Origin of the sequence: Bacteroides propionicigenes (genome assembly GCF_018390535.1) — a bacterium.
GTDB lineage: Bacteria > Bacteroidota > Bacteroidia > Bacteroidales > Bacteroidaceae > Bacteroides > Bacteroides propionicigenes.
Window position 1 is genome coordinate 310,041 of record NZ_JAHBBW010000002.1, and the last position, 24,936, is coordinate 334,976.

20 protein-coding genes are annotated in these 24,936 nt (G+C 43.6%); 9 read left to right on the plus strand and 11 right to left on the minus strand.

The features are described from left to right. Positions 1–114: 114 nt before the first annotated feature. On the minus strand, positions 115–693 hold the full coding sequence (rbr, locus tag KG118_RS04070) for a rubrerythrin (RefSeq protein ID WP_117710595.1): 579 nt from the start codon (positions 691–693) through the stop codon (positions 115–117). A gap of 328 nt (positions 694–1,021) precedes the next feature. Here rbr and KG118_RS04075 point away from each other — a divergent pair, with 328 nt between their 5' ends. Then, on the plus strand, positions 1,022–2,698 hold the full coding sequence (locus KG118_RS04075) for a SulP family inorganic anion transporter (protein ID WP_117710493.1): 1,677 nt from the start codon (positions 1,022–1,024) through the stop codon (positions 2,696–2,698). Between the two features lie 25 nt (positions 2,699–2,723). Continuing rightward, positions 2,724–3,548, plus strand: a complete 825-nt coding sequence (locus KG118_RS04080) for a DNA/RNA non-specific endonuclease (protein ID WP_117710494.1) — start codon at positions 2,724–2,726, stop codon at positions 3,546–3,548. A gap of 4 nt (positions 3,549–3,552) precedes the next feature. Here KG118_RS04080 and KG118_RS04085 read toward each other — a convergent pair whose 3' ends face one another. Both KG118_RS04085 and KG118_RS04090 read right to left on the minus strand, forming a co-directional pair. Beyond that, positions 3,553–4,326 carry a radical SAM protein gene (locus tag KG118_RS04085; protein ID WP_117710495.1) on the minus strand — a complete coding sequence of 258 codons (774 nt, stop codon included), beginning with the start codon at positions 4,324–4,326 and terminating at the stop codon, positions 3,553–3,555. A gap of 293 nt (positions 4,327–4,619) precedes the next feature. Then, a complete protein-coding gene (locus KG118_RS04090) occupies positions 4,620–6,644 on the minus strand; it encodes a helix-hairpin-helix domain-containing protein (RefSeq protein ID WP_117710496.1) in 2,025 nt (674 codons plus the stop codon). Positions 6,645–6,742: 98 nt separating this feature from the next. Here KG118_RS04090 and KG118_RS04095 point away from each other — a divergent pair, with 98 nt between their 5' ends. Further along, positions 6,743–7,375, plus strand: a complete 633-nt coding sequence (locus KG118_RS04095) for a DUF4294 domain-containing protein (RefSeq protein WP_117710497.1) — start codon at positions 6,743–6,745, stop codon at positions 7,373–7,375. A gap of 44 nt (positions 7,376–7,419) precedes the next feature. On the opposite strand, the gene KG118_RS04100 is transcribed toward KG118_RS04095, so the two are convergent. After that, the gene (locus tag KG118_RS04100; protein WP_117710596.1) at positions 7,420–7,950 is read right to left on the minus strand and encodes an RNA methyltransferase; all 531 of its coding nucleotides are present in this window, start codon (positions 7,948–7,950) and stop codon (positions 7,420–7,422) included. A 401-nt stretch (positions 7,951–8,351) separates the two neighbouring features. Between KG118_RS04100 and nadA the strand changes: the two genes are divergently transcribed. Both nadA and KG118_RS04110 read left to right on the plus strand, forming a co-directional pair. Continuing rightward, entirely contained in the window at positions 8,352–9,389 is a 1,038-nt protein-coding gene (gene nadA, locus KG118_RS04105) for a quinolinate synthase NadA (RefSeq protein WP_117710498.1), read from the plus strand. Positions 9,390–9,596: 207 nt separating this feature from the next. Then, positions 9,597–9,893, plus strand: a complete 297-nt coding sequence (locus KG118_RS04110) for a GIY-YIG nuclease family protein (RefSeq protein WP_117710499.1) — start codon at positions 9,597–9,599, stop codon at positions 9,891–9,893. Positions 9,894–10,080: 187 nt separating this feature from the next. Here the strand turns inward: KG118_RS04110 and KG118_RS04115 are convergent, their stop codons facing one another. The 3 genes from KG118_RS04115 to leuS are packed head-to-tail and all read right to left on the minus strand — an operon-like array spanning position 10,081 to position 14,401. Then, a complete protein-coding gene (locus KG118_RS04115; RefSeq protein ID WP_117710500.1) occupies positions 10,081–10,659 on the minus strand; it encodes a non-canonical purine NTP diphosphatase in 579 nt (192 codons plus the stop codon). After that, positions 10,656–11,558 carry a YitT family protein gene (locus KG118_RS04120; RefSeq protein WP_199598720.1) on the minus strand — a complete coding sequence of 301 codons (903 nt, stop codon included), beginning with the start codon at positions 11,556–11,558 and terminating at the stop codon, positions 10,656–10,658. Before KG118_RS04120 ends, KG118_RS04115 begins: the two co-directional genes overlap by 4 nt. Positions 11,559–11,563: 5 nt before the next feature. Further along, on the minus strand, positions 11,564–14,401 hold the full coding sequence (gene leuS / locus KG118_RS04125; RefSeq protein ID WP_117710501.1) for a leucine--tRNA ligase: 2,838 nt from the start codon (positions 14,399–14,401) through the stop codon (positions 11,564–11,566). Positions 14,402–14,944: 543 nt separating this feature from the next. Between leuS and KG118_RS04130 the strand changes: the two genes are divergently transcribed. The 3 genes from KG118_RS04130 (at position 14,945) to mutS (ending at position 19,326) form a co-directional block, all read left to right on the plus strand. Then, positions 14,945–15,826, plus strand: coding sequence for a DMT family transporter (locus KG118_RS04130; RefSeq protein ID WP_117710502.1), 882 nt, complete (start codon positions 14,945–14,947; stop codon positions 15,824–15,826). 193 nt (positions 15,827–16,019) lie between these two features. Then, entirely contained in the window at positions 16,020–16,445 is a 426-nt protein-coding gene (locus KG118_RS04135) for a DUF3836 domain-containing protein (RefSeq protein WP_117710503.1), read from the plus strand. 265 nt (positions 16,446–16,710) lie between these two features. Then, positions 16,711–19,326 (plus strand): DNA mismatch repair protein MutS, encoded by a 2,616-nt coding sequence (gene mutS, locus KG118_RS04140; protein WP_117710504.1) that lies wholly within the window; start codon positions 16,711–16,713, stop codon positions 19,324–19,326. Here the strand turns inward: mutS and lgt are convergent, their stop codons facing one another. The 3 genes from lgt to ychF form a co-directional block, all read right to left on the minus strand. Beyond that, complete coding sequence (gene lgt, locus KG118_RS04145) at positions 19,327–20,235, minus strand: prolipoprotein diacylglyceryl transferase (protein WP_117710598.1); 909 nt, start codon at positions 20,233–20,235, stop codon at positions 19,327–19,329. A gap of 232 nt (positions 20,236–20,467) precedes the next feature. Beyond that, a complete protein-coding gene (locus KG118_RS04150) occupies positions 20,468–21,412 on the minus strand; it encodes a ketopantoate reductase family protein (RefSeq protein ID WP_117710505.1) in 945 nt (314 codons plus the stop codon). 30 nt (positions 21,413–21,442) lie between these two features. Beyond that, positions 21,443–22,546 (minus strand): redox-regulated ATPase YchF, encoded by a 1,104-nt coding sequence (gene ychF / locus KG118_RS04155; protein WP_009121956.1) that lies wholly within the window; start codon positions 22,544–22,546, stop codon positions 21,443–21,445. A 527-nt stretch (positions 22,547–23,073) separates the two neighbouring features. On the opposite strand from ychF, the gene KG118_RS04165 reads away from it, so the two are divergent. Further along, positions 23,074–24,096 carry an alpha/beta hydrolase gene (locus KG118_RS04165; RefSeq protein WP_233514846.1) on the plus strand — a complete coding sequence of 341 codons (1,023 nt, stop codon included), beginning with the start codon at positions 23,074–23,076 and terminating at the stop codon, positions 24,094–24,096. Between the two features lie 53 nt (positions 24,097–24,149). On the opposite strand, the gene KG118_RS04170 is transcribed toward KG118_RS04165, so the two are convergent. Then, complete coding sequence (locus KG118_RS04170; RefSeq protein WP_117710506.1) at positions 24,150–24,776, minus strand: HD domain-containing protein; 627 nt, start codon at positions 24,774–24,776, stop codon at positions 24,150–24,152. Between the last annotated feature and the right edge of the window lie 160 nt (positions 24,777–24,936).

Below are 24,936 nucleotides of genomic sequence, written 5' to 3' on the forward strand. Positions count from 1 at the left end.
AAAGTTGTGCCAGCTTGGTGGCACAACTGTTAAAAATAAGAGAGTGTATCAAAACGAAGTTAAACTATCATCCGTTTTGACACACTCTCCTTGTTTTATACAGTAAAGGTCGTTTTACCAATTTTCTTTCTTCACCTCGAAGTAAGCCTGCGGATGTAAACAAGCGGGACATACTTGAGGAGCCTCCTTGCCGGTATAAATGAAACCGCAGTTGCGGCATTGCCATACTACTTCACCTTCTTTAGCGAAAACAGCGGCGTTTTCAATGTTCTGCACGAAAGCGCGGTAACGTTCTTCGTGTCCTTTCTCGGCGATGGCAATATTGCGATACATAGCGGCAATTGCAGGGAAACCTTCTTGTTCGGCAACATCGGCAAAGTGAGGATAGTCCAATGACCATTCTTCGTGCTCGCCTGCAGCGGCAGCCTGCAAATTCTCCAATGTAGTACCGATGACGCCTGCCGGATAAGAAGCGGTAATTTCTACCATTCCGCCTTCCAAGAACTTAAACATACGTTTTGCATGTTCTTTTTCCTGATCAGCTGTTTCGGTAAAGATAGCTGAAATTTGTTCGTAACCTTCCTTTTTTGCTGCGCTTGCAAAATAAGTGTAACGCATTCTTGCTTGTGATTCACCGGCGAATGAAGTCAACAGATTCTTTTCTGTCTGAGTTCCTTTGATACTCTTGCTCATAGTTTCTTTTTTATTAGTTAATGTAATTACGTATAGATTGTTGGTATTTCCTTTTTTGATAGCACAAAAATAGTCATTTAGTTTAATAAAACGGTATTTTATCTCATCGGATTTATCTATCACCTCATAGACAAAATCAACAAAAAACAAATGGAATAGTTATAGCTATTTGCTTTATTTTACTTAATTTTGCAATCTCTTTTCAAAAAGAGGAGGATTTTTAGGCACGGATTACACGGAAAGTATGGATTTTCTTTATTCCTTTTTCCGTGAAATCCGTGTAATCCGTGCCTAAAAAGCAAGTAAAACAAAACTTCTAAAATAAAAAATGAAAGCGTTCGAATTCAAGCCAAAACTGTACACGGCTTTAAAAAATTACTCAAAAGAACTCTTCATGGCAGACCTTATGGCCGGTATCATTGTAGGTATCGTTGCCTTGCCGCTTGCCATTGCGTTCGGTATTGCATCAGGCGTATCGCCTGAGAAAGGTATCATCACGGCTATCATTGCCGGGTTTATCATCTCCCTGTTAGGAGGTAGCAAAGTCCAGATTGGCGGACCTACCGGTGCGTTCATCGTTATTATTTACGGCATTATCCAACAATATGGAGAAGCGGGACTGATTGTAGCCACATTAATGGCGGGCGTTATCCTCATTCTTCTGGGAGTATTCAAGCTGGGAGCGGTCATCAAGTTTATCCCCTATCCCATTATCGTAGGCTTCACGAGCGGTATCGCCGTTACTATCTTTACCACTCAGATTGCAGACATATTCGGACTGAACTTCGGCGGAGAAAAAGTTCCGGGCGACTTCGTGGGCAAATGGATTATTTACTTCCGCCACTTCGATACTGTCAACTGGTGGAATACGGTTGTCAGCATTGCCAGCATCTTTATCATTGCCATTACTCCGAAATTCTCCAAGAAGATTCCCGGCTCGCTCATTGCCATTATCGTAGTGACCGTAGCCGTTTATCTGATGAAGATGTACGGCGGCATCGACTGTATCGACACCATTGGCGACCGTTTCAGCATCAAAGCCGAACTTCCTGATGCTGTAATGCCTACACTGGACTGGGAAGCGATAAAGAACCTGTTTCCCGTTGCCATTACGATTGCTGTATTGGGAGCCATAGAATCTTTGCTTTCGGCTACCGTAGCCGACGGTGTCATCGGCGATAAGCACGATTCCAATACCGAATTGATAGCACAGGGCGTTGCCAATATGGCGACTCCGCTTTTCGGAGGTATTCCCGCCACAGGCGCCATTGCCCGTACAATGGCTAACATCAATAATGGCGGTAAGTCGCCCGTAGCCGGTATAGTGCATGCGGTAGTGCTGCTTTTGATTCTTCTGTTGCTTATGCCGCTGGCTCAATACATTCCGATGGGATGCCTGGCAGGTGTGCTCGTTGTCGTATCCTACAACATGAGTGGCTGGCGCGTATTCAGGGCATTGATGAAGAACCCCAAATCGGATGTTACCGTATTATTGATAACTTTCTTTCTGACGGTTATCTTCGACTTGACAATCGCTATCGAAGTGGGCTTGGTCATTGCCTGCGTACTCTTTATGCGCCGCGTCATGGAAACAACCGAAATATCGGTTATCAAAGACGAGATAGACCCGAATGCCGAATCGGATATCGCTACGAGCGAAGAACATCTAATCATTCCCCAAGGTGTGGAAGTATATGAAATCAACGGCCCCTACTTCTTCGGCATCGCAACAAAGTTTGAGGAAGTAATGGCGCAACTTGGCGACCGCCCCAAAGTACGTATCATACGTATGCGTAAGGTTCCTTTCATCGATTCAACAGGTATTCATAATCTGGAAAGCCTTTGTAAGATGTCGCAAAAAGAGAAAATCACAATTGTATTGTCAGGCGTCAACGAAAAAGTACATAATGTCCTTGAGAAATCCGGTTTCTATGAATTGCTTGGAAAAGACAACATTTGTCCCAATATTAATGTAGCATTGGAAAAAGCAAAGCAACTGTTATAAAGACCTTCACCACAGAAGATACATTATGGCAAGAAAAGGAAAAAAACAGAAGCAGTCCAAAGGGTTATTCTATTTAATAGTATTAATGTGCATCGCCTTCATTTGTTATGAACCCATAACGAAGGCTTTGCACATTAACCTTCCTGTTGCCGTAAAGGATGTGCTCTACCCCGCCCCCCTAACACACACACCCGAACAAATACTGCATCGAAAAGGCTACACAGTATCTTACAACAAAGATTTAAAGATACCTAACTGGGTAGCATGGGAACTAACTCCCGAGAAATTGATAGAACGCGAGAGCCGCACAGACAAGTTCCTGCCCGACCCCGACCTGCCTGAGAACCAAGCTGTAACCACCGACGACTACAAGCGTTCCGGCATGGATAGAGGGCATATGTGTCCTGCCGGCGACAACCGTTGGCATTGGAAAGCTATGCAGGAGAGTTTCTACATGACCAATATCTGCCCCCAAAACCACAACCTGAACCGAGGTGACTGGAAAGAACTGGAAGAAGCCTGCCGCCTGTGGGCAAAAAAAGAGGGAAAAATCTACATTGTCTGCGGTCCTGTCCTTTATCGGCAAAAGCACCGCACCATTGGCAAAAAGCACAAAATAACTGTACCTGAAGCTTTTTTCAAAGTTATACTCTGTACAAACAGTAATCCTCCCAAAGCCATCGGCTTCATTTATAAAAACACATCAGGAAACCACCCGTTGGATGCTTACGTCAACAGTGTAGACGAGGTGGAACGCATTACAGGTATCGATTTCTTCCCCGCTCTGCCCGATAATATTGAAAAACAGGTGGAAGCTACCTGCAATTTAAACTTATGGCATAACAAATAACTGCTTAATAAGAGACGCTCACCGCTATCCCCGCCTCCTTCACCAATGCTGCAATACGGTCTAATTCCTCATGAGTGGCCTTTTGCAAGTCATGGTCGGGTGTTTCCCGGTCGATAGTATAAATCATTACCTGACGGGGAGAAATCTCTTTTACGGCCTCTAACCAAGGCAAAACATATTTATCGGAAGTATTATCCATATCCTTGTCCCTAAAACCGCCTTTCAAGAACATGGTTTGAATAATGCAATTACCCTTAAAAGCCTTTATCCCCTCTATTATTTCACGCACGGAATAGTGGCCTGCCGGACGGTCAAGCTCACGGATATATGCTTCATCCACCGTGTCTAATTTCAGAATATTGTTATCTATCTTGTTCAAGGCTTCAAACACAGCCGGACGATGAATGAAAGTGGAGTTGGTAAGCACGCTTACTTTCGCTTTCGGAAAATATTTATCACGCAAAGCAAGTGTATCCTCTATTATTTCGGGAAAATGCGGATGTGCAGTCGGTTCTCCGTTTCCGGCAAAGGTAAGTACATCGGGAACAGGACCGTTCTTTTGCATATCCTGTAGCCGTGCTTCCAATGCCTTACGCACTTCCTCACGTGTAGGCAACGGCTTTTTAGGACGATGATCGGAGTTAAATCCACATTCACAGTAAATACAATCGAAGCTACACACCTTACCGTCTTCCGGTAACAGATTGATTCCCAAAGATACTCCCAGACGGCGGGAATGAACAGGACCGAATATGGGAGACGGATAAATGACAGTCATCTTATTTATGATTAGCGATTTATAATTAATGATTTATGATTATGATTTATGATTATGATTTATAATTAATGCCGCAAATATAGAAAATAAACATATAGGTACTTCCAAAAACAATACAATTAAGTAAATGTTGAAAATTAGTTTATACTATCTGTCATTCAGAGCGAAGCGAAGAATCTCTTTCCTCTATGAATGCGAAAAAAGGGAGTAGATTCTTCGCTTCGCTCTGAATGACAGATAGTATAAACTAATTATGCACACTTACTGATTACTTTTTACTTATTACTTTTCACTCAAAACTTGATACGGAGCTGCATTTGCAAATCCGTTTTTTTATTTCCCGCTATCAAGTCGTTACCCGAACCGATACTCTCACGATTCCGATAAACAGTTTGCCCGAACTTAACGAGAAACATAAAAGTTTTGTTCATATCACAGCGCACATGGGCGGAATAACGAAAACCTTCACCATAATAAGAAGGGGTATAAAATGTATAAAGCAATCCCTTTTCAGAAGAATAAACACGGGAATCATAATCATCCGTATCAAAATAAGTGCCTTGTACGGATACACCCAACGGAAAATCGGAAAATGTATAAGCACAGGATTGTGTACATTGCCAGCCTTGTTTTCCCTTAAAACTATAGCCTGCACCGTCTTGCTGACGAAAATGATTATAATCAATCGTAGTGCGATACACAAAACCGCCCGGCATATAAGTAAACCTGCACCGCAACTTATGATGGCAGACAGGCAATGTAATCTTCCCTTCTGTTCCCGAAACATCCCTCTCCTTCCGTTTGTAGCGATAATTAAGATATGCCGTCAAGTTCCTGCGAGGAGAATAAACAACCTGAAACATCCCGTCTATTCCTTGTGAAGGTTTGCTGATACGATATTTCCAATACGGGAAAGAAAACATATCCAATGCAGCGAAAAACTTCCAGTGCGCCAGTGGAGTTGCCTCCGCAGCAAGGTACCAGCCATTCTCATTTTGAGGCGTACTGCCTTCTCCGAATGAACGACCGAAGAAAGACCAGTAATCATGTGAATAATAACGATGAATTAACAGCAGTTGATAACCTGTTAATAGTATATATTTCAGTTGATTCAGCAAAGCATAACCTTGCTTTCCCACAGCCCCCTCTCCAACCCATACCAGTTTTCCCAAACGGTATTTATAGTCTACGCCCAGATTATAAAAATCATTTCCATATAAGTTGTATTTTGCATACTTCTTTAAATCCGGTTCATAAGGATGATTGAAAAAGTAATAAACGCCTGTTACGCCTACTTTCAACTTATTCTTCTCATAAGTCAAGTTACCGCCCATCAATTGCATGGTAAAAGCATTCATTTTATCCGCTTCTTTTTCCGTACGATGCAGTCCGGTTTTATAGACAGAAGTGATTTCCCCGTCTTTTATCACCCCGTCCATAGAACGATGTGAGTAGAAAACGGAAAGTTTCAAAAAACGAAGAAGTTCCACTGTTGCCGCCGCTCCGCGAAAATAATTATATTCATCCGTAGAACCGTGTCTCCTGATTCCTCCTGTACGGTATTCCGATGTAGACATGGAAAAAGTCTTCCCCAACCGAAAATCGGTACTGAGTACCAGTCCCTGCCCGAAACTCAACTTATAATTGCCCAATGCCAACGATTTCAATTTACCCAAGTTCTTAAACAAACAGTAGAAAGAATAGTAATCATACCCTTTTTTATCCTGTAAAGCAAAGAACGGCTCTCCTTCATCCTTCTCTCCCACTATCCCCGCCTGAAAATAGTCTCCATAACGAAAATTATAACGCAAAGAATGATAAATGGCAGGTCCCTGATAGTATTTCTCATATCCTTTACGGGTATAGAAAGGAACATCCATACGTGTCAATACTTCCTGTCTGCCATATTTCAATATCGTCTTTAAAGAAGGATAGCGGAAATCGTCTTCAACAACCTTTACACAAACAAAAGGCAGCAACAATTCAATAGTCCGTTTATCCATTGCTTCCACCAGTTGCAACTCATAAACAGTCTGCATCTGTCCGTGTATATACACATATGCCAAGATATTTTCTATTTGGAGTTCTGTCAGGAAAGGAAATTCTTCCAATTGCCGTTTGGTGGCGACATTAATATTAACCGGTTCGTGCAAGCGGTTGGAAAGTTCTTCCAGTTCGTCTTCCCAATTGTTTTCTTCCCCATCCATGGAAAGCTGTTCCAGATTTTCTTCCCACAGAGAAACAGATGTGTTCTGAGCTACAAGCATAGGAGTTATCAACAGCATACTTATAAAAACTCCTACCTTGATTATTGTCATTGATAATAGGATATTTCCAAATTTACGGACAGCGAAGTTACCTTAAATTAGTTAATTGAACAAGGAAAAACGGAAGCAATGCAACAACATTACACAGAATGGTGTACTTTTGCGGCATGAACATACGGCTTAATATAGTAATACTCATTGTGTTTCTCTCATCGGGAAGCTTGGTTTGCCATGCCCAGCAACAACCCCGAACCGATATGTCCAAAAGTATCTACCTCACTCCTATGTGCGTTTATAACGGCGATACGATTCCATACGTAAAACTTCCTACCGTTTATATCTTTAAACCGCTCAAATTCAAAAACAAGCGTGAAATAACGAAATACTATAAACTCATCCGTGATGTGAAAAAGGTATTGCCTATTTCCAAAGAAATCAACCGTGCCATCATTGAAACTTACGAATATCTGCAAACCATCCCTACCGAAAAAGAACGGCAAAAGCATTTGAAAGCTGTGGAGAAAGGATTGAAAGAACAATATACTCCCCGCATGAAAAAACTTTCTTTTGCTCAGGGAAAGCTGTTGATAAAGTTAGTGGACAGGCAGACCAATTCAACTTCCTATGAACTGGTCAAAGCGTTTATGGGACCTTTCAAAGCCGGATTCTATCAAACTTTCGCCGCATTGTTCGGCGCCAGTCTGAAAAAACAATACGACCCTTCCGGAGAAGATGCACTTACCGAAAGAGTCATTCTAATGGTGGAAAACGGACAACTTTAAATCCGGTTCATAGTATGTTGATAACAGATAGTATATGACGACACTTATTTCAATTTATTGAATAAATCCCAAATAACAATACCTGCCGTAACCGATACATTCAGAGAGTGCTTCGTACCGTATTGCGGAATTTCAATACAGCCGTGAGAATGGTCTATAACTTCCTGTTGAACACCTTTCACTTCATTTCCCATTACTACGGCATACTTCTTATTTTTATCTAAAGTCAACTCATTCAGCATGATACTACCTTCCGCCTGTTCCACGGAATAGACCGTATATCCATCATTCCTGAGGTTATCAACAGCTTCAACAGCGTTATTAACATACTTCCAGTCAACCGTAAATTCGGCTCCCAAAGCCGTTTTGTGCATTTCGGGATGGGGTGGAGTAGCCGTAATTCCACACAGATAGATACATTCGATGCGAAAAGCGTCCGAAGTACGGAATACGGAACCTATATTATGCAAACTGCGAATATTATCCAACACAACTATCAACGGCAACTTTTCCGCTTCTTTAAACTCCTCTGTACTAATACGATTCAGTTCGGTTATCTTCAGTTTTCTATTCATAATCATATACTTTGCATCAATCTGTGTACTATGTGCCAATTCACACTGTGCAAAGATAATTCTTTCCGTTCACATCCCTGTTAATAACCGTTGAAAAGGTGTCAATAGTACAGGGAAAGATTTTTAGAAATAATACTTGCATTATTCAAAGTAACGCATATTACATAAGCATAACGAACAAACCAAAAAAGTTAAGCTTAATTTTCAAAGGCTGTATAAACACATTTTTAAGTCTTATTTCACTGATTAATCTCCCTAAAGTTATTAACTTTGCGGTTTATCAACAAGATGTTAATGAAGTGAAGTAATGAGAGAGTAGGGAGCTTATTATCAAGAGATATAACCTGAATTTCTTACGTTAATAACCTAAGAATAAAGTTTTATCCGATACTAATAACTTCATGGGCAAGAAAAACCATATTAATTTGTCCACACTATTAACAGCCTATCATTACTATCAAAAGATTTTTAAAGAAAGAAGAGAAATAAAAATTATTATTATGAATAATCTGATAGAAGCTATTAAACAGCTGAAGAAAGAGAAGAATGCAATCATTCTGGGTCACTACTACCAGAAGGGTGAGATACAAGACATAGCCGACTACGTTGGCGACAGTCTGGCTTTGGCGCAATGGGCGGCAAAAACGGAAGCCGACATTATTGTGATGTGCGGTGTTCACTTCATGGGTGAAACGGCAAAGGTACTTTGTCCCGACAAAAAGGTATTGGTACCCGATATGGCGGCAGGTTGTTCGCTTGCCGACAGTTGTCCGGCAGACGAGTTTGCACAGTTTGTCAAAGAGCATCCCGGATATACGGTTATATCCTATGTGAACACGACAGCTGCCGTAAAGGCCGTTACGGACGTAGTGGTAACATCCACCAACGCCAAGCAAATCGTTGAAAGCTTTCCCAAAGATGAGAAAATAATATTCGGTCCGGACAGAAACTTAGGAAATTATATTAACTCCGTTACCGGCAGAAATATGTTATTATGGGACGGCGCGTGCCATGTACACGAACAATTCTCGGTTGAAAAGATTGTTGAATTAAAGCGCCAACATCCCGGTGCAGTGGTACTGGCACATCCCGAATGCAAGAGTACGGTTCTGAAGCTGGCGGATGTAGTAGGCTCTACGGCAGCTTTATTGAAGTATGCGGTTGCCCATCCCGAAAAGGAATATATCGTTGCTACGGAGTCCGGCATTCTGCACGAGATGCAAAAGAAGTGTCCGCAGACTAAATTTATTCCGGCTCCACCCAATGATAGCACTTGCGCCTGCAATGAATGTAACTTCATGCGGCTAAACACGTTGGAAAAACTCTATAACTGCCTGAAAGACGAGTCTCCCGAAATTAAGGTAGATGCCGAAATTGCAGAAAAGGCAGTAAAACCAATCAAGAAGATGTTGGAAATTTCTGCAAAACTGGGGTTGTAGATTTAGGAGTTATAGGGGGTTATTAAAATGTAAAAGCCCTATCATTAGCTTCGCTCAAAACATTTTTTGATTTTTACGCTAAGGTATAGTCTGTCATTCAGAGGAGCTTGCGACGAAGAATCTACTCTCTATATTACACATTGAAATGTAAAAGGGAGTAGATTCTTCGCTTCGCTCTGAATGACAGGAAGATTAATTCTGTAAAATATGGAAAAATACTGTATTTATATTATGTCTAACTCTAATAGAACAGTACTTTATATAGGTGTGACTAATAATCTGTATCGTCGATATAATGAACATAAATCAGGTAAGATAGAAGGATTTACTAAAAAATACAGTTGTCATATTTTACTCTATTATGAGGAATTTCAAAATATTGAATATGCTATTGCCAGAGAGAAATCTCTTAAAGGGTGGAGTAGAAGTAAAAAAGATAATTTGATAAGAGAAAAAAATCCCCGATTAGAGGATTTAGGTAGTTATTTACAGTGGAATGGATAATTGAAAATAAAGTATTTTTTTAATAAGTAAATATTGAGAATTAATTTATATCAAGAGTATCTGTCATTCAGAGCGAAGCGAAGAATCTACTCTCCTTTACATTTCAATGTGTAATATAGAGAAGAGATTCTTCGCTTCGCTCTGAATGACAGATAGTATCTGCTTCATTTTGAATGACAGATAGTATCTACTTTGAAAGGAAATTGCAAAGCTTATTCGTAGCCAGTGCCCGGTGGCTGATTTTATTCTTCAACTCATTACCCATTTCGGCATACGTTTGCGTATATCCTTCGGGAATAAAAACAGGGTCGTATCCAAAGCCGGAAGTGCCGTGCCTGTGCTTCGTTATTTCGCCTTTTACGATACCTTCGAACAGATGTTCCTTTCCATTGACGATAAGGGCAAAAACGGTACGGAATTGCGCTTTACGGTTCTCCATGCCTTCCATATCCTGCAATAACTTCTTCATATTGGCTTCCGAATTGTGCGCGTCGCCGGCATAACGTGCGGAATATACTCCCGGAGCACCGTTCAGGGCTTCCACTTCCAGACCGGTATCATCGGCAAAACAATCCAACTGATAGTTTTCAAAGATATATCTTGCCTTCAGCAAGGCATTTCCTTCAAGTGTATCTGCAGTTTCAGGAATATCTGCATGACAGTGAATGTCTTTCATGCTGAGAAGTTCTACTTTATTTCCTAAAATGGCAGTTACTTCTTCCAGCTTATGAGCATTGTTGGTTGCAAATACAAATTTCTTTTTCATTTTCCTTTTAATTTATCGAAACCTTCTCCATACACCCCGATAACGGAACTTTGAGAGATAAAAGCATTCGGATCAATGTCCTTGACCAAGCGGAATATCTCGACAGACTGACGCTTATAAGCCAATACAACCAATACTTTCACATTACGTTTGCTGTACCAGCCTATACCGTCGAGCACTGTCACACCCCGATGAGTCTCTTTGGTGATGCGGTCGGCAATCTTCTCATAATCTTTGGAAAAGATGAAGAATTGCACCGATTGGCGTGCACCGTTCACGATGTAATCCAATACGATACCGATGACAAACAGCGTTACAAAACCAAAAATAACCCGTCTCCAGTCGTTGAATATGAAGTAACAGGAGCTGATGATGACTACGTCGCAAATCATAATCATACGGCCTAAAGTGACATCGTGATATTTGTGGATAATGGCTGCAATAATATCCGTACCGCCTGTGCTTCCGTTGCAATTGAACACTACGCCCAAACCCACACCGCACATGGCAGCGCCTATCAGGCAAGCCATGAAGTCCTGTCCGGGTCCGAGGATTTGCGGAGGCACTCCGTCCGGTCCGTTCACCAGTATTTGGAAGAACCACAGAAAGAACGTCAGTCCGAAGATGGCGAATGTGGTCTTGATACTGAATTTCGGTCCGAGGATTTTAATGGCAAACGTCATTAAAACCGCATTGATGATGAAATATGACCACTGGATGGGAAATCCCGTGGCATAATAGATGATGGCTCCGATACCTGTAGTACCGCCGGTTGTAATCTGATAGGGGATAAGGAACGCGGCCCATCCCATCGCGTAAGAGATTAATCCGAAAGTGATGAAGATATAGTCTTTCAACTCTCTCATCACTTCCGTTTTGGTTAGTTTTGTAATTTGCATATTTGTTATTTGATAACAATGTTTACAATCTTCTTGGGCACTACGATTACCTTGATGATGTTCTTTCCGTCTATCCATTTAATGGAACGTTCGTCTGCTAATACTGTTTCCTGAATAGCGTCCGATGCGGCATCGGCAGGGAACTCCATATTGAAACGTGCCTTTCCGTTGAATGAAATGGTGTAGTTCACCGTATTTTCCACCAGATATTCTTCATTGTATGCGGGCCATTGAGCGTCGCATACCGAACCTGTATTGCCTAATGTTTCCCACAATTCCTCGCATACGTGCGGAGCGAAAGGAGCCAGCGTGACAGTGAGTTGGTTCAATATCTCTTTCTTGCTGCATTTCATTGCGAACAATTCGTTTACGCAAATCATAAAGGCGCTGATGCTTGTATTGTAAGAGAACTGTTCGATGTCTCCCGTAACCTTCTTGATGAGTTTGTGCAAAGATTTCAGTTCTTCTTTGTTGGCGGGTTCATCAGTCACCAGATAATTGTCGTTGCGGTCGTAGAACAAAGACCAGAATTTCTTGATGAAACGATGCACACCGTCGATGCCGTTCGTATCCCAAGGTTTGGACTGTTCTACGGGGCCGAGGAACATTTCGTACATACGAAGCGTGTCCGCACCGTATTTCTCTACAATCATATCGGGATTGACGACATTGAACATGGATTTGCTCATCTTCTCAACAGCCCATCCGCAGATGTATTTTCCGTCTTCAAGGATAAACTCTGCCGTTTCGTATTCGGGACGCCATGCCTTGAAGGCTTCCGTATCGAGAACGTCGTTGGATACGATGTTGACATCTACATGGAGTGGGGTAGTGTCGTATTGGTCTTTCAGGTTCAGCGATACGAATGTATTGGTATCTTTGATGCGATATACAAAGTTGCTTCTTCCCTGAATCATGCCTTGGTTCACTAATTTTTGGAACGGCTCTTCGACAGCGGAAACACCGAGGTCGTGCAGGAATTTGTTCCAGAAACGGGAGTAAATCAAGTGGCCGGTAGCGTGTTCCGTACCACCCACATAGAGGTCGACGTTACGCCAGTATTCATCCACTTTCTTGTCTACCAGTGCAGTATGGTTACGAGGATTCATATAGCGCAAGTAATAAGCGCTTGAACCTGCAAATCCCGGCATCGTATTGAGTTCTAATGGGAAAATTGTGATATTGTCTATCTTATCGTTGTCAGTAACGCATTTGTTAACAGTGTCCCAAGCCCATTTAGTGGCGTGTCCCAACGGCGGTTCACCGGTTTCGGTAGGCAAGAATTTGGCTACTTCCGGCAGCTCCAGCGGCAGACAGCTTTCATCAATCATATAAGGCATGCCGTCCTTGTAGTAAACGGGGAACGGTTCGCCCCAGTAACGCTGGCGTGAGAAGATGGCATCGCGCAAGCGGAAGTTTACTTTTACGCGTCCCAAGTTATGTTCTTTTACGTATTTTTTAGTAGCTGCAATGGCTTCCTTGATAGTCAGCCCGTTCAGGTTCAGTTCGCAGTAAGGCGTTACACCGGTTTTCGGAGAATTGCATACAATGCCTTCCTTAGCATCGAAACTCTCTTCGCTCACATCGCAACCTTCCACCAACGGAATGATGGGCAGGTTGAAGTGTTTGGCAAAAGCATAGTCGCGGCTGTCATGTGCAGGTACCGCCATGATGGCGCCTGTTCCGTATCCTGCCAGTACATAGTCGCTAATCCACACGGGTACCGCTTCGCCCGTAAAAGGATTGACGGCATAGCTTCCGGAGAACACGCCCGTTACGCTGCGGTCGGCAATGCGTTCGCGTTCGGTGCGTTTCTTGGTACGTTCCAGATAGGCATCCACGTCGGCTTTTTGTTCCGGGGTGGTGAGTTGGGCTACCAATTCGCTTTCGGGAGCCAGCACCATAAAGGTAACACCGAACATGGTATCGGCACGGGTGGTGAAAATGGTAAATTCCAAATCACTGTCTTTCACCTTGAATTGGATTTCGGCGCCTTCGCTGCGGCCTATCCAGTTCTTCTGTGTTTCTTTCAGAGATTCGGTCCAGTCAATCGTATCCAGTCCGTCCAGCAAGCGTTGTGCATAGGCAGATACGCGGAGACACCACTGGCGCATTTTCTTCTGAACTACGGGGAAACCGCCGCGTTCGGATACTCCGTCCACCACTTCATCGTTGGCAAGTACGGTGCCGAGTTGCGGACACCAGTTCACCATCGTTTCACCCAGATAGGCGATACGGTAGTTCATCAGGACTTCCTGTTGTTCTTTTTCGCTCATGGCGTTCCACTCATCGGCAGTGAAGTGCAGTTCTTCGCTGTATGCGGCGTTCAGCCCTTCGTTGCCATATTTGGCGAATGCTTCTATCAGCTCTTCAATGGGACGCGCCTGTTTTTTGTCATTGCAATAATAGCTGTTGAACATCTTTTGGAAAGCCCATTGTGTCCAATGATAGTATTCAGGGTCGCAGGTGCGGATTTCGCGGTTCCAGTCGAAAGAGAAGCCTATCTTGTCCAATTGCTCGCGATAGCGGTTGATGTTGTTGACGGTAGTGATAGCCGGATGTTGTCCCGTTTGTATGGCATATTGTTCTGCAGGCAAGCCGTAAGCGTCATATCCCATGGGATTCAGGACATTGAAACCTTGCAGACGTTTGTAACGGGCATAAATGTCCGAAGCGATGTATCCCAACGGATGTCCCACGTGCAGACCTGCGCCGCTGGGGTAGGGGAACATATTCAGTACATAATATTTTTGCTTTGTTTCGTCTTCCGTCACTTGGTAGGTTTTGTTCTCTACCCATCGTTTCTGCCATTTCTTTTCAATCTCTCTGAAATTGTATTCCATAATGGTTTTAATTATATTGTTGAAAACTTGTTGATATACTTACTAAAACTTGTTGATAGTTTGCTTAATTCGGTTTATATCCTGTTAATTAAACGGTGCAAAGTTAAGTCTTTATTTTCAGATTTGTAGCGAAGTGGTGTAAAAAAACAGTATGAAATACTTGATGATACGCTTTTTATTGCTTATATTTGTGATGTGCTTTTAAAACTAATTTTTTGTTTGTAATACAAATAATGGCTAAATTAATTCAATAGGATTTTATAAGAAAGATTTTTTAGGATATTTCAGGGGATGTAATCTGTGAAGATTGCGTCCCTTTTTGTTTATTTTTCTGATAAAAAGGCAGACTCTCTTCAAATGCCCTTCTAAAAGCGTTTCCGGAGATTTACTAAAATTCGGGCGGAGATTTAGTAAATCTTCCCTCTCGTTTTAGTAAATCTCTGTGAGGGTTTTAGTAAATCATCCTTCGGATATTATAAAAGCTCGTCTCATTGTGTAGAAAGAGGAAAGCGTTATCTTTGTGCACAATTTATAAACAGGTGTATGTTTACAACGAAAAATTATGCTTATCATCTTATAGCCATTCTTACGGTGGGGATTTGGGGGTTGACGTTCATCTCTACGAAAGTATTGATAGGGTACGGGCTCTCTCCGCAGGAAATATTTGTGCTTCGTTTTCTGATGGCCTATCTGGGCATCTGGTTCATTTCTCCGCGCAAGCTGTTTGCCGATAATTGGCGGGATGAACTTTGGCTGTTGTTGGGTGGCGTTACGGGCGGTTCGTTCTACTTTCTGACGGAGAATACGGCATTGGAAATCACGTTGGCCACCAATGTATCGTTCATTGTCTGTACGGCTCCGTTGCTCACCACCATTCTGTCTTTGCTGATTTATAAGAAGGAGAAGGCAACTGTGGGGTTGATAGGCGGTTCGTTGCTTGCTTTGGCGGGAGTGGCATTAGTGGTTTATAACGGTCATTTTGTGCTGAAGATTTCTCCGTTGGGCGATTTCCTTACGTTGCTTGCCGCTTTTTCTTGGGCGTTCTACAGTTTGATAATGAAGAAGCTTTTCGGGCGTTACCGTACCACCTTTATTACCCGTAAGGTATTCTTTTACGGTTTGCTGACTATACTTCCCGCATTCTTTTTCCGTCCTTGGCAGTTTCCGCTTCAGGGCTTCCTTCATCCGGCTGTGTGGACGAATCTTATCTTTCTCGGTATATTGGCTTCGCTCGTCTGCTTCGTGGTGTGGAACGTGGTATTGAAGCGGCTCGGTACGTTGCAGGCTTCCAATTATATCTATCTCAATCCGCTTTTCACGTTGATAGGTTCTGCCGTTCTTTTGGGTGAACAACTCACTGTGATGGGACTTGTAGGCGCATTGCTGATATTATCGGGAGTGTATTGGGCGGGGAGGAAAGTGTAGTGAAGGTAGAAAGCTGATTGTTCGCTTTTGTGCGGACAGTTGTTCGGAAACGAACATATCTTTGTTTTTATTAATCGTTGATTTTCAGATGTTTATTAGTTTGGCACAGCAATTGACTATATATAGTCGAAGGCGTTCAAGAAAAGAATCCTCAATAATTCAAACTAATAATAACAATAAAAACATAACGATTATGAAGACAAATGTAATTCTTAAAGCAGTGGTAATGGTAGCAGTAGTAATGGCAAGTGTACTTAACTTCTCTGCAAGCGCAATGAATCCTACGGATTATGTGAAAAACGAAGAAATGAGCGGCGAGCTGTTGACAGCCAAGACAATCTTCCGTAATGAAGGTGGTTATTTATTCCGTCACCTGCGTTATACCTACAGTTACGACAATGAAAACCGTGTAATCAGCAAGGAAGCTTCCAAATGGGACAATGTACAAGAAGCATGGGTTCCTTACTTCAAACTGAATATTGAATATACCGAGAATGAAGTTGCTTTGAACTATGCCCGTTGGAATTCCAAAGACCATGCTTACAATAATGATGTTGAAACTTGTGTCTACGAATTGAACAATAATGACGCCACTTTGATGTTGGCAAGCATGAAATAAGGCGTATGGGCATAAAAAAAGGAGTACCGCTGTACTCCAACCTTTGTTAACCTTAAATCTAATACTATGAAAAACACATTGCAAAGGTACGGACTTTTGGGAAATCTCCAAATAAAGCAAATAAAAAAGTGTGTTTTATAACATGAATTAGCAAAAATACTCACTTTGTTAAGGCTTGCTAAGGATTTAGACCCCCTCCGTGTGTATTTTCTAAAAAAGGATTATCTTTGCCCTATTTATTAGTAAACTCTAAAGAAATACCGCTGTGAACGAAGATATTGTCCTTACCCCGATGATGAAACAGTTTCTTGATTTAAAGGCAAAACACCCCGATGCCGTCATGCTGTTTCGTTGCGGAGACTTCTATGAAACTTACTCCACCGATGCTATTGTAGCCGCTGAAATACTGGGCATTACTCTGACAAAACGTGCCAATGGAAAAGGGAAAACGATTGAAATGGCTGGTTTTCCTCATCATGCGCTCGATACATATCTGCCCAAGCTGATACGCGCGGGCAAGCGTGTAGCCATTTGCGACCAGTTGGAAGATCCGAAGCTCACCAAGAAACTGGTGAAACGCGGCATCACTGAATTGGTAACGCCGGGCGTATCCATTAACGACAATGTGCTGAACTACCGGGAAAACAACTTTCTTGCTGCCGTTCATTTCGGCAAGGGGGCTTGCGGGGTAGCATTCTTGGATATTTCTACGGGTGAGTTCCTGACAGCTGAAGGTCCTTTCGACTATGTGGACAAGCTGTTGAATAACTTTGCCCCGAAAGAAGTGCTTTTTGAGCGTGGCCGCCGGGGAATGTTTGAGGGTAACTTCGGCAGCAAGTTTTTTACCTTCGAACTGGAAGACTGGGTGTTTACGGAAACTACCGCACGCGAGAAGTTGCTGAAACATTTTGAAGTGAAGAATTTGAAGGGATTCGGCGTAGAACATCTCAAAAACGGGATTATTGCTTCGGGGGCTATCTTGCAGTACCTCATTATGACACAGCATACGCAGATAGGACATATCACCTCTTTGGCACGCATAGAAGAAGACAAGTATGTCCGTCTGGATAAGTTTACGGTGCGCAGTCTGGAGCTGATGGGCAGTATGAACGACGGCGGCAGCAGCTTATTGAACGTGATAGATAAAACAATCAGTCCGATGGGAGCCCGTCTGTTGAAGCGCTGGATGGTGTTCCCTCTGAAAGATGTGCAGCCCATTAATGAGCGACTGAACGTGGTAGAGTATTTCTTCCGTAAGCCCGACTTCAAAGAACTGATTGAAGAACAGTTGCATTTGATAGGCGACTTGGAACGTATTATCTCCAAAGTGGCCGTAGGGCGCGTTTCTCCTCGTGAGGTGGTTGCTTTGAAGGTAGCTTTGCAGGCAATCGAACCGATTAAGGAAGCCTGTATGGATGCTGATAATGCCAGCTTGAACCACATTGGCGAACAACTGAATATCTGCCGGTCCATCCGTGACCGTATCGACAAGGAAATCAATAATGATCCCCCGTTGCTCATTAATAAAGGCGGTGTGATAAAGCCCGGTGTGAATGCCGAGTTGGACGAATTGCGCCGGATAGCTTATTCCGGCAAGGACTATCTTTTGCAGGTGCAGCAGCGGGAAAGTGAACTGACGGGCATTCCCAGTTTGAAGATAGGGTATAACAATGTTTTCGGTTATTACATCGAAGTACGTAACGTGCACAAAGATAAAGTGCCGCAAGAGTGGATTCGCAAACAGACGCTGGTGAATGCCGAGCGTTACATTACGCAGGAATTGAAGGAGTATGAAGAGAAGATACTCGGTGCCGAGGACAAGATACTGGTGTTGGAAACACAGCTTTACACAGAGCTGGTGCAGTCTCTGAGCGAGTTTATTCCCGCCATTCAGATTGACGCAAACCAGATAGCCCGTCTGGACTGCTTGCTTTCCTTTGCCACCGCAGCCCGCGAAAATAATTATATCCGTCCCGTAATTTCCGACGATGAAGTGTTGGAAATACATCAGGGACGGCATCCGGTTATTGAGAAGCAGCTTCCGATAGGAGAGAAGTACATTGCCAACGATGTAATGCTGGACAGCAGCACGCAGCAGATAATCATTATCACCGGTCCCAACATGGCGGGTAAGTCTGCATTGCTTCGTCAGACTGCTTTGATTACGCTTATGGCGCAAATCGGCAGCTTTGTTCCGGCAGAAAGCGCGCATATCGGTTTGGTGGACAAGATATTTACCCGTGTGGGAGCCAGCGACAACATTTCCGTAGGCGAATCTACGTTTATGGTAGAGATGAACGAAGCGGCTGATATATTGAACAACCTTTCTTCCCGCAGTCTGGTGCTCTTTGATGAATTGGGACGCGGTACTTCTACTTATGACGGCATTTCCATTGCATGGGCTATTGTGGAGTATATCCACGAGCATCCGCGTGCCAAGGCGCGTACACTCTTTGCCACGCACTATCACGAACTGAATGAGATGGAAAAGTCCTTCAAGCGTATCAAGAATTATAATGTGTCGGTAAAGGAGGTTGATAACAAGGTTATTTTTCTGCGCAAATTGGAGCGCGGCGGCAGTGAGCACTCCTTCGGTATTCACGTAGCCAAGATGGCCGGTATGCCTAAAAGTATTGTGAAACGCGCCGATGATATATTGAAGCAACTTGAGACGGATAACCGCCAGCAAGGCATATCGGGCAAACCGATGGTCGAAGTGGGAGAAACACGCGGCGGTATGCAGCTCAGTTTCTTCCAGCTTGACGACCCGATATTATGCCAGATACGTGACGAAATACTGAATCTGGACGTGAACAACCTGACACCGCTCGAAGCGCTGAACAAGCTGAATGACATTAAACGGATAGTAAAAGGAAAGTAATTATCTTACTGCCGCTTTTTTGCCGTAGAAGAACATGAAGTAAATTCCGATGATTATGAACGGAACGCTGAGCCATTGGCCCATGTTCAGCGCCATTGTCTTTTCAAAATCCACTTGTTCTTCTTTCAGGAACTCAATGAAGAAGCGGAAGATAAATATTTCCGTCAGGCAAAGACCGAAGAAAAATCCGCGGTGATAGGGTAGGGAAGCTCCGGCTTGCACTGCGGTGGACTTTGCTTTTGTGGTGCTGAAGTCTGTTTCCAGCTTGCTTTCCTGCTTTTTCTGTCCGCGTTTATAAAGATAAACCATTCCTAAGAAGAAAATGAAGTAAGCAATTGCTTCGTATAGCTGTGCCGGATGGCGGGGCAGCATATCCACCCGTTCGAAGACGAATGCCCAGGGTACATCGGCGGGTTTGCCGACAATCTCGGAATTCATCAAGTTGGCAAGGCGGATGCAGCAGGCAGTGATGGGCGTAGCAACGGCTATCATGTCCAGCACGTCCATATAGTGCATCTTTGTCTTACGGCAGTACATCCAAAGGGCGATAATCAATCCTAACGTACCTCCGTGACTGGCAAGTCCTTCATAGCCTGTAAATTTCCAACCTCCGTCCGGCAGGAATTTTACAGGGAGTATCATTTCCCAAAAATGGTTCAGGTAATAATCCGGCTGATAGAACAGGCAATGCCCTAATCTCGCCCCTATCAGGATGCCGAAGAAGCAATAGAAGAACAGCGGGTCGAATTTTTCATCGCTTATCTTGCGGTCGCGATATTGCTGGCGTACGATGAAATAGGCAAAGGCCAGTCCGATAATCCATAATAATCCATAGTATCGGATGGAGATACCGAAAAGGTTGAACAGTTCGGGATTAGGATTCCAGTTGATGGAGAGGAGAGTCGGCATATTCATAAGTAATTAAAATTAGTAAGTAAATGTTGGAATGGGAATGTGTCAAAACAAAAACTCGCTTACTGCTTGTTTCTTTTTAGGCACGGATTACACGGATTTCACAGATTTTCTTTATTCTTTTTCCGTGAAATCCGTGCCTAAAAGAAATGTTCAAGTGTATTTTGACACACCCACATTCGCTCTGAATGACAAAAGTAGCATAAAATAATCGAGTAAAGGTATAAAGTCAGCTGAATTTTTCGGCTACCATCTTGTATGTAGGGATGTCAACTCCTTGTTCTTGGGCTGCCGCAATCATGTCGAACAGCAATCCCTGCACTTCGCTTTGATGTCCGCGCGCCATGTCTTTTTGCATGGAAGCGGTACTTTCGGGCGCAAGTTTGTCTATTACCTTGAGATTGTACTCTACGATGTCTTCCTTGAACTCGATGCCCAGTTTCCGTCCCAATGCGGCGCTTTCTTGTGAGAGTCCGATAAAGGTGTCACGTACTTTGCCGGGCTTTTGTACTTCGCCCATAGGCACGTCGTAGTAGGCGCCGGTTACAGCCATGGCCGAAATGAAAGACCATTTTACGAAGGTGTCGCGGTTGATGTCGGGAGATATTTCTGCCTTGATGCCGCTTTCCTGCAAATCCTGTTGTATGGCTTCTAATGTTTCACGGGAAACAATGGTGTCTTTGTGCGCTCCGTAAACCAAACGGAATATCTTTCCCATCTGCGTGATTTCGCCTTTGCCGGAAACGAAACCTACGATGTAGATGCAGCCGTCCAGTACCGTAACGCCGGAAACCAACCGCTGTATGCGAGGTCCTGTGCCATAGACGTTCAGAATGGGGATTACTACCGTATTTTTATGTGCGGCACGTTTGATTAGTTCTGTAATGGAGTCTACGGAATAGCCTTTGACGCATACGAAGATAACGTCTGCTTTGTACCGGGCTGACTTCTCCGCTAAGGAAGTATATTCTTCTGCCGTATAAGCGGGTATCTTCAATGCGTGTTCACCCTTTAAGTCGGAATGCAACCGCAAACCGTGCTCACGCATGGCGGCAAGGTGCTCGCCGCGTGCAATGCACGTAACGTCTTTTCCTGCCAGTGCAAGGAAACCTGCAATACTTCCGCCTACGCCGCCTGTGCCGGCAATGAGATATCTCAGATTGTTATTTGCCATTTGTATAGTGTATTGGTGTGATCCGTGTCTTTATACGTTGAAGCGGAAGTGCATGATATCTCCGTCCTGCACCACATATTCTTTACCTTCCACACCCAGTTTTCCGGCTTCGCGCACGGCGGCTTCGCTGCCATATTTGATGTAGTCTTCGTACTTGATGACTTCTGCGCGGATAAAACCTTTCTCAAAATCAGTGTGGATAACGCCGGCGCATTGCGGAGCTTTCCAACCTTTGCGATAGGTCCATGCCTTTACTTCCATTTCGCCGGCAGTGATGAACGTTTCGAGGTTCAGCAGGCTGTAGATGGCTTTAATAAGTCTGTTGCAGCCGCTTTCTTTCAAACCGAGATCTTCGAGGAACATTTGTTTTTCTTCGTAAGTCTCCAGTTCGGCAATGTCGGCTTCGGTCTGTGCGGAGATGATGATGAGTTCGGCATCTTCGCCTTTGATGGCTTCGCGTACTTGTTCTACGTATTGATTACCGTCGGCGGCGCTGGTATCATCTACGTTGCAGACGTAAAGCACCGGTTTCGTTGTGAGCAGGAACATCTGTTTGGCACACTGTTCTTCATCGTCGTTCTGAGGAATTACGGTGCGGGCGCTCTGTCCTTGCTCCAGTGCATCTTTATAGCGCAGCAGGAGTTCGTACTCCACCTTTGCCATTTTGTCTCCGCCTACTTTGGCTATCTTTTCCACGCGCTTGATACGGTTTTCCACGGTATCGAGGTCTTTCAGCTGAAGTTCGGTGTCGATGATTTCCTTGTCGCGCACAGGGTCTACACTGCCGTCCACGTGTACGATATTACCATTGTCGAAGCAACGCAGTACGTGGATAATGGCGTCGCACTCGCGGATGTTGCCCAGAAACTGATTACCCAATCCCTCACCTTTGCTGGCGCCTTTCACCAGTCCGGCAATATCGACAATATCGCATACGGCGGGTACGATACGTCCCGGATGAACGATTTCGGCGAGTTTCGTCAGTCGCTCGTCGGGTACGGATACTTGCCCCATTTGGGCGTCGATAGTACAGAACGGAAAGTTTGCAGCCTGTGCTTTTGCGCTGCTCAAGCAATTGAAAAGAGTGGATTTCCCTACGTTGGGAAGTCCTACGATACCAGCTTTTAATGCCATAGTGCTATAGTATTTTTATTATTATCAATCAGTTATATTATTCTTTTTTATCTCGTTTTGAGGTGCAAAGATAATTAATTTTAAGCTAACGCAGTAATCTTCTTATACTTTCTCTTTTTATCGGGTACCGGAACGTCTACGGAATATCAGTTTTTAAGCTTTCTCAAATTCATTCTTTCAATGCCGGGGCTGTGCCACTTACCAATTTTAGAATATGTAATTGGGGTTATAATATCCGTAATTCATCTACTATGCCGTAAAATGTTTCCCACTATTTTTGCACTTAAAGACAGACTAATAATAGAATAGATATGAGTAAAAACCGCTAAATGATATGAATGTAGAATATTTCCAACAGATGATTGCAGCGGGCGAACCGTTGGCAGGCGAAAAAATGATTGCTTTCATGCGTGAGCAGAGCGACAACACCCGTCTAAGTATATTGATAATATAAAATCTGATTAACAATGAATACCAAAATTTTCAAATCAGCAGTCATTGCCTTGTTCATAAGTTCCTGCATACTTATGGGCTGTAATAATAGCAGAACAAACAACGAAACAAATTCAGCAAATCAAATGAATACACTTAATCTAACTTCAGAATGGGACAAGACTTTTCCCAAAAGCGACAAAGTAAACCATAGTAAGATAACTTTCCATAATCGTTATGGTATTACGCTGGTGGCAGACCTTTATGCGCCTGTAAATGCTTCAGGGAAACTTCCGGCAATCGCTGTCAGCGGACCATTCGGAGCTGTCAAGGAGCAGTCTTCCGGACTGTATGCCCAGCAGCTTGCTGAAAGAGGTTTCCTTACGATTGCCTTCGATCCTTCGTATACCGGAGAAAGCGGAGGGGAACCGCGCTATGTGGCTTCTCCCGACATTAACACGGAAGATTTCAGTGCAGCCGTTGACTATCTGATGAACCGTGAGGACGTGGATTCCGCGAAAATAGGTATCTTAGGTATTTGCGGTTGGGGAGGAATAGCCATACAGGCAGCTATCAACGACCCACGTATAAAAGCTACTGTGGCATCCACCATGTATGACATGACGCGTGTAAATGCCAACGGATATTTTGACTCTGAAAACACGGCAGAACAACGCAATTCCAAACGCGCGGCAATGGCTGCGCAGCGTACCGAAGATTATAAAAACGGCTTTTACAAGTCGGGAGGTGGAGTTGTTGACCCTCTGCCTGATGATGTACCCCAGTTCGTGAAAGACTATTACGCCTACTACAAAACTCCACGTGGCTATCACAAACGTTCGCTCAATTCAAACAACGGCTGGAACGTTACCTCCAATCTTCCTTTTCTTAATTTCAAATTCTTTGATTATGCCGGTGAATTGGAAAACGCAGTGATGATTGTGCATGGCGACAAGGCGCATTCGTTCTATTTTGGTAAAGATGTGTACGCTCTTTTGAAAGGGGATAATAAGGAGTTTGTCGTTGTCGCAGGTGCAAACCATACAGATTTGTATGACGGACTTAGCGTCATTCCTTTTGATAAAATAGAAAGTTTTTTCAATAAGAATCTGAAATAAATCAAAGGAATGGGCATCATTGTGTTGTACAAAATGGTATACAGCGGATTTTTCTATTGTCTTTCCTCAGTATACAGTCGGTGGAAAACGGACTTCAGTTGTTTTTCATCAGCAATGATGGCTTGCAGTTCTTTCAGCCGTTCCGCATTCTTGGAATTAGGAAACCAGAGTTTCAGATAGCCGCCGGGAGCGTACTTCTCCATCAGATGTTTGTGGAAACGCCGGTAGTGCCATGCTTCGTCTGCCGTTGGATTTTGCTTCAATCCGTATTGTACGGTACGGCGCAGGGTGATGTCAGAGTCGATGATACGGTCGGCTTCAGCTACGATTTTGCCGTAAATACTGCGTGGCTCATGGTCGGTGGATGCCCGGTGATCTTCTACGGCTTCGCGCATAATCTTTATCTCTTCTTTGCTGAACCATTGTAGAAGGCTGGTGTCTGCCGCTATGATTTCTCCCGAAACGAGGTGATGCGTGGCACGGTCTCGGCATAGTCCTGTATCGTGGTAGGCTGCTATGGCGTAGACAAGACGTTCGTCTGCTTGGGGATAGAGTCTGGCAAGAGCAAGGCTTTCCTCAATGACTGTTTGTACATGCGAGAGGCTGTGTGCCTTGTCAAAGTGTTCGTATCGGGGGATGATTTCTGTCTCGATGTAGCGGGTAAGTGTTTGAGGTATCATGCTTCTATATTCTTTATTGGAAGGCAAAAGTACAAAAAAAAGAGGTGTGTCAAAATGTAAAAGTCCTATCATTCTGTCATTCAGAGGAGCTTGCGACGAAGAATCTTCTCTCTAATGTATGCAGAGAAGAGATTCTTCACTGCGTTCAGAATGACAGAAT

Bases quoted from the DNA above. Each gene is read 5' to 3' on its own strand.
- rbr (WP_117710595.1), bottom strand. From the start codon at position 693: ATGAGCAAGAGTATCAAAGGAACTCAGACAGAAAAGAATCTGTTGACT.
- KG118_RS04075 (WP_117710493.1), top strand. From the start codon at position 1,022: ATGAAAGCGTTCGAATTCAAGCCAAAACTGTACACGGCTTTAAAAAAT.
- KG118_RS04080 (WP_117710494.1), top strand. From the start codon at position 2,724: ATGGCAAGAAAAGGAAAAAAACAGAAGCAGTCCAAAGGGTTATTCTAT.
- KG118_RS04085 (WP_117710495.1), bottom strand. From the start codon at position 4,326: ATGACTGTCATTTATCCGTCTCCCATATTCGGTCCTGTTCATTCCCGC.
- KG118_RS04090 (WP_117710496.1), bottom strand. From the start codon at position 6,644: ATGACAATAATCAAGGTAGGAGTTTTTATAAGTATGCTGTTGATAACT.
- KG118_RS04095 (WP_117710497.1), top strand. From the start codon at position 6,743: ATGGTGTACTTTTGCGGCATGAACATACGGCTTAATATAGTAATACTC.
- KG118_RS04100 (WP_117710596.1), bottom strand. From the start codon at position 7,950: ATGAATAGAAAACTGAAGATAACCGAACTGAATCGTATTAGTACAGAG.
- nadA (WP_117710498.1), top strand. From the start codon at position 8,352: ATGGGCAAGAAAAACCATATTAATTTGTCCACACTATTAACAGCCTAT.
- KG118_RS04110 (WP_117710499.1), top strand. From the start codon at position 9,597: ATGGAAAAATACTGTATTTATATTATGTCTAACTCTAATAGAACAGTA.
- KG118_RS04115 (WP_117710500.1), bottom strand. From the start codon at position 10,659: ATGAAAAAGAAATTTGTATTTGCAACCAACAATGCTCATAAGCTGGAA.
- KG118_RS04120 (WP_199598720.1), bottom strand. From the start codon at position 11,558: ATGCAAATTACAAAACTAACCAAAACGGAAGTGATGAGAGAGTTGAAA.
- leuS (WP_117710501.1), bottom strand. From the start codon at position 14,401: ATGGAATACAATTTCAGAGAGATTGAAAAGAAATGGCAGAAACGATGG.
- KG118_RS04130 (WP_117710502.1), top strand. From the start codon at position 14,945: ATGTTTACAACGAAAAATTATGCTTATCATCTTATAGCCATTCTTACG.
- KG118_RS04135 (WP_117710503.1), top strand. From the start codon at position 16,020: ATGAAGACAAATGTAATTCTTAAAGCAGTGGTAATGGTAGCAGTAGTA.
- lgt (WP_117710598.1), bottom strand. From the start codon at position 20,235: ATGCCGACTCTCCTCTCCATCAACTGGAATCCTAATCCCGAACTGTTC.
- KG118_RS04150 (WP_117710505.1), bottom strand. From the start codon at position 21,412: ATGGCAAATAACAATCTGAGATATCTCATTGCCGGCACAGGCGGCGTA.
- ychF (WP_009121956.1), bottom strand. From the start codon at position 22,546: ATGGCATTAAAAGCTGGTATCGTAGGACTTCCCAACGTAGGGAAATCC.
- KG118_RS04165 (WP_233514846.1), top strand. From the start codon at position 23,074: ATGGGCTGTAATAATAGCAGAACAAACAACGAAACAAATTCAGCAAAT.
- KG118_RS04170 (WP_117710506.1), bottom strand. From the start codon at position 24,776: ATGATACCTCAAACACTTACCCGCTACATCGAGACAGAAATCATCCCC.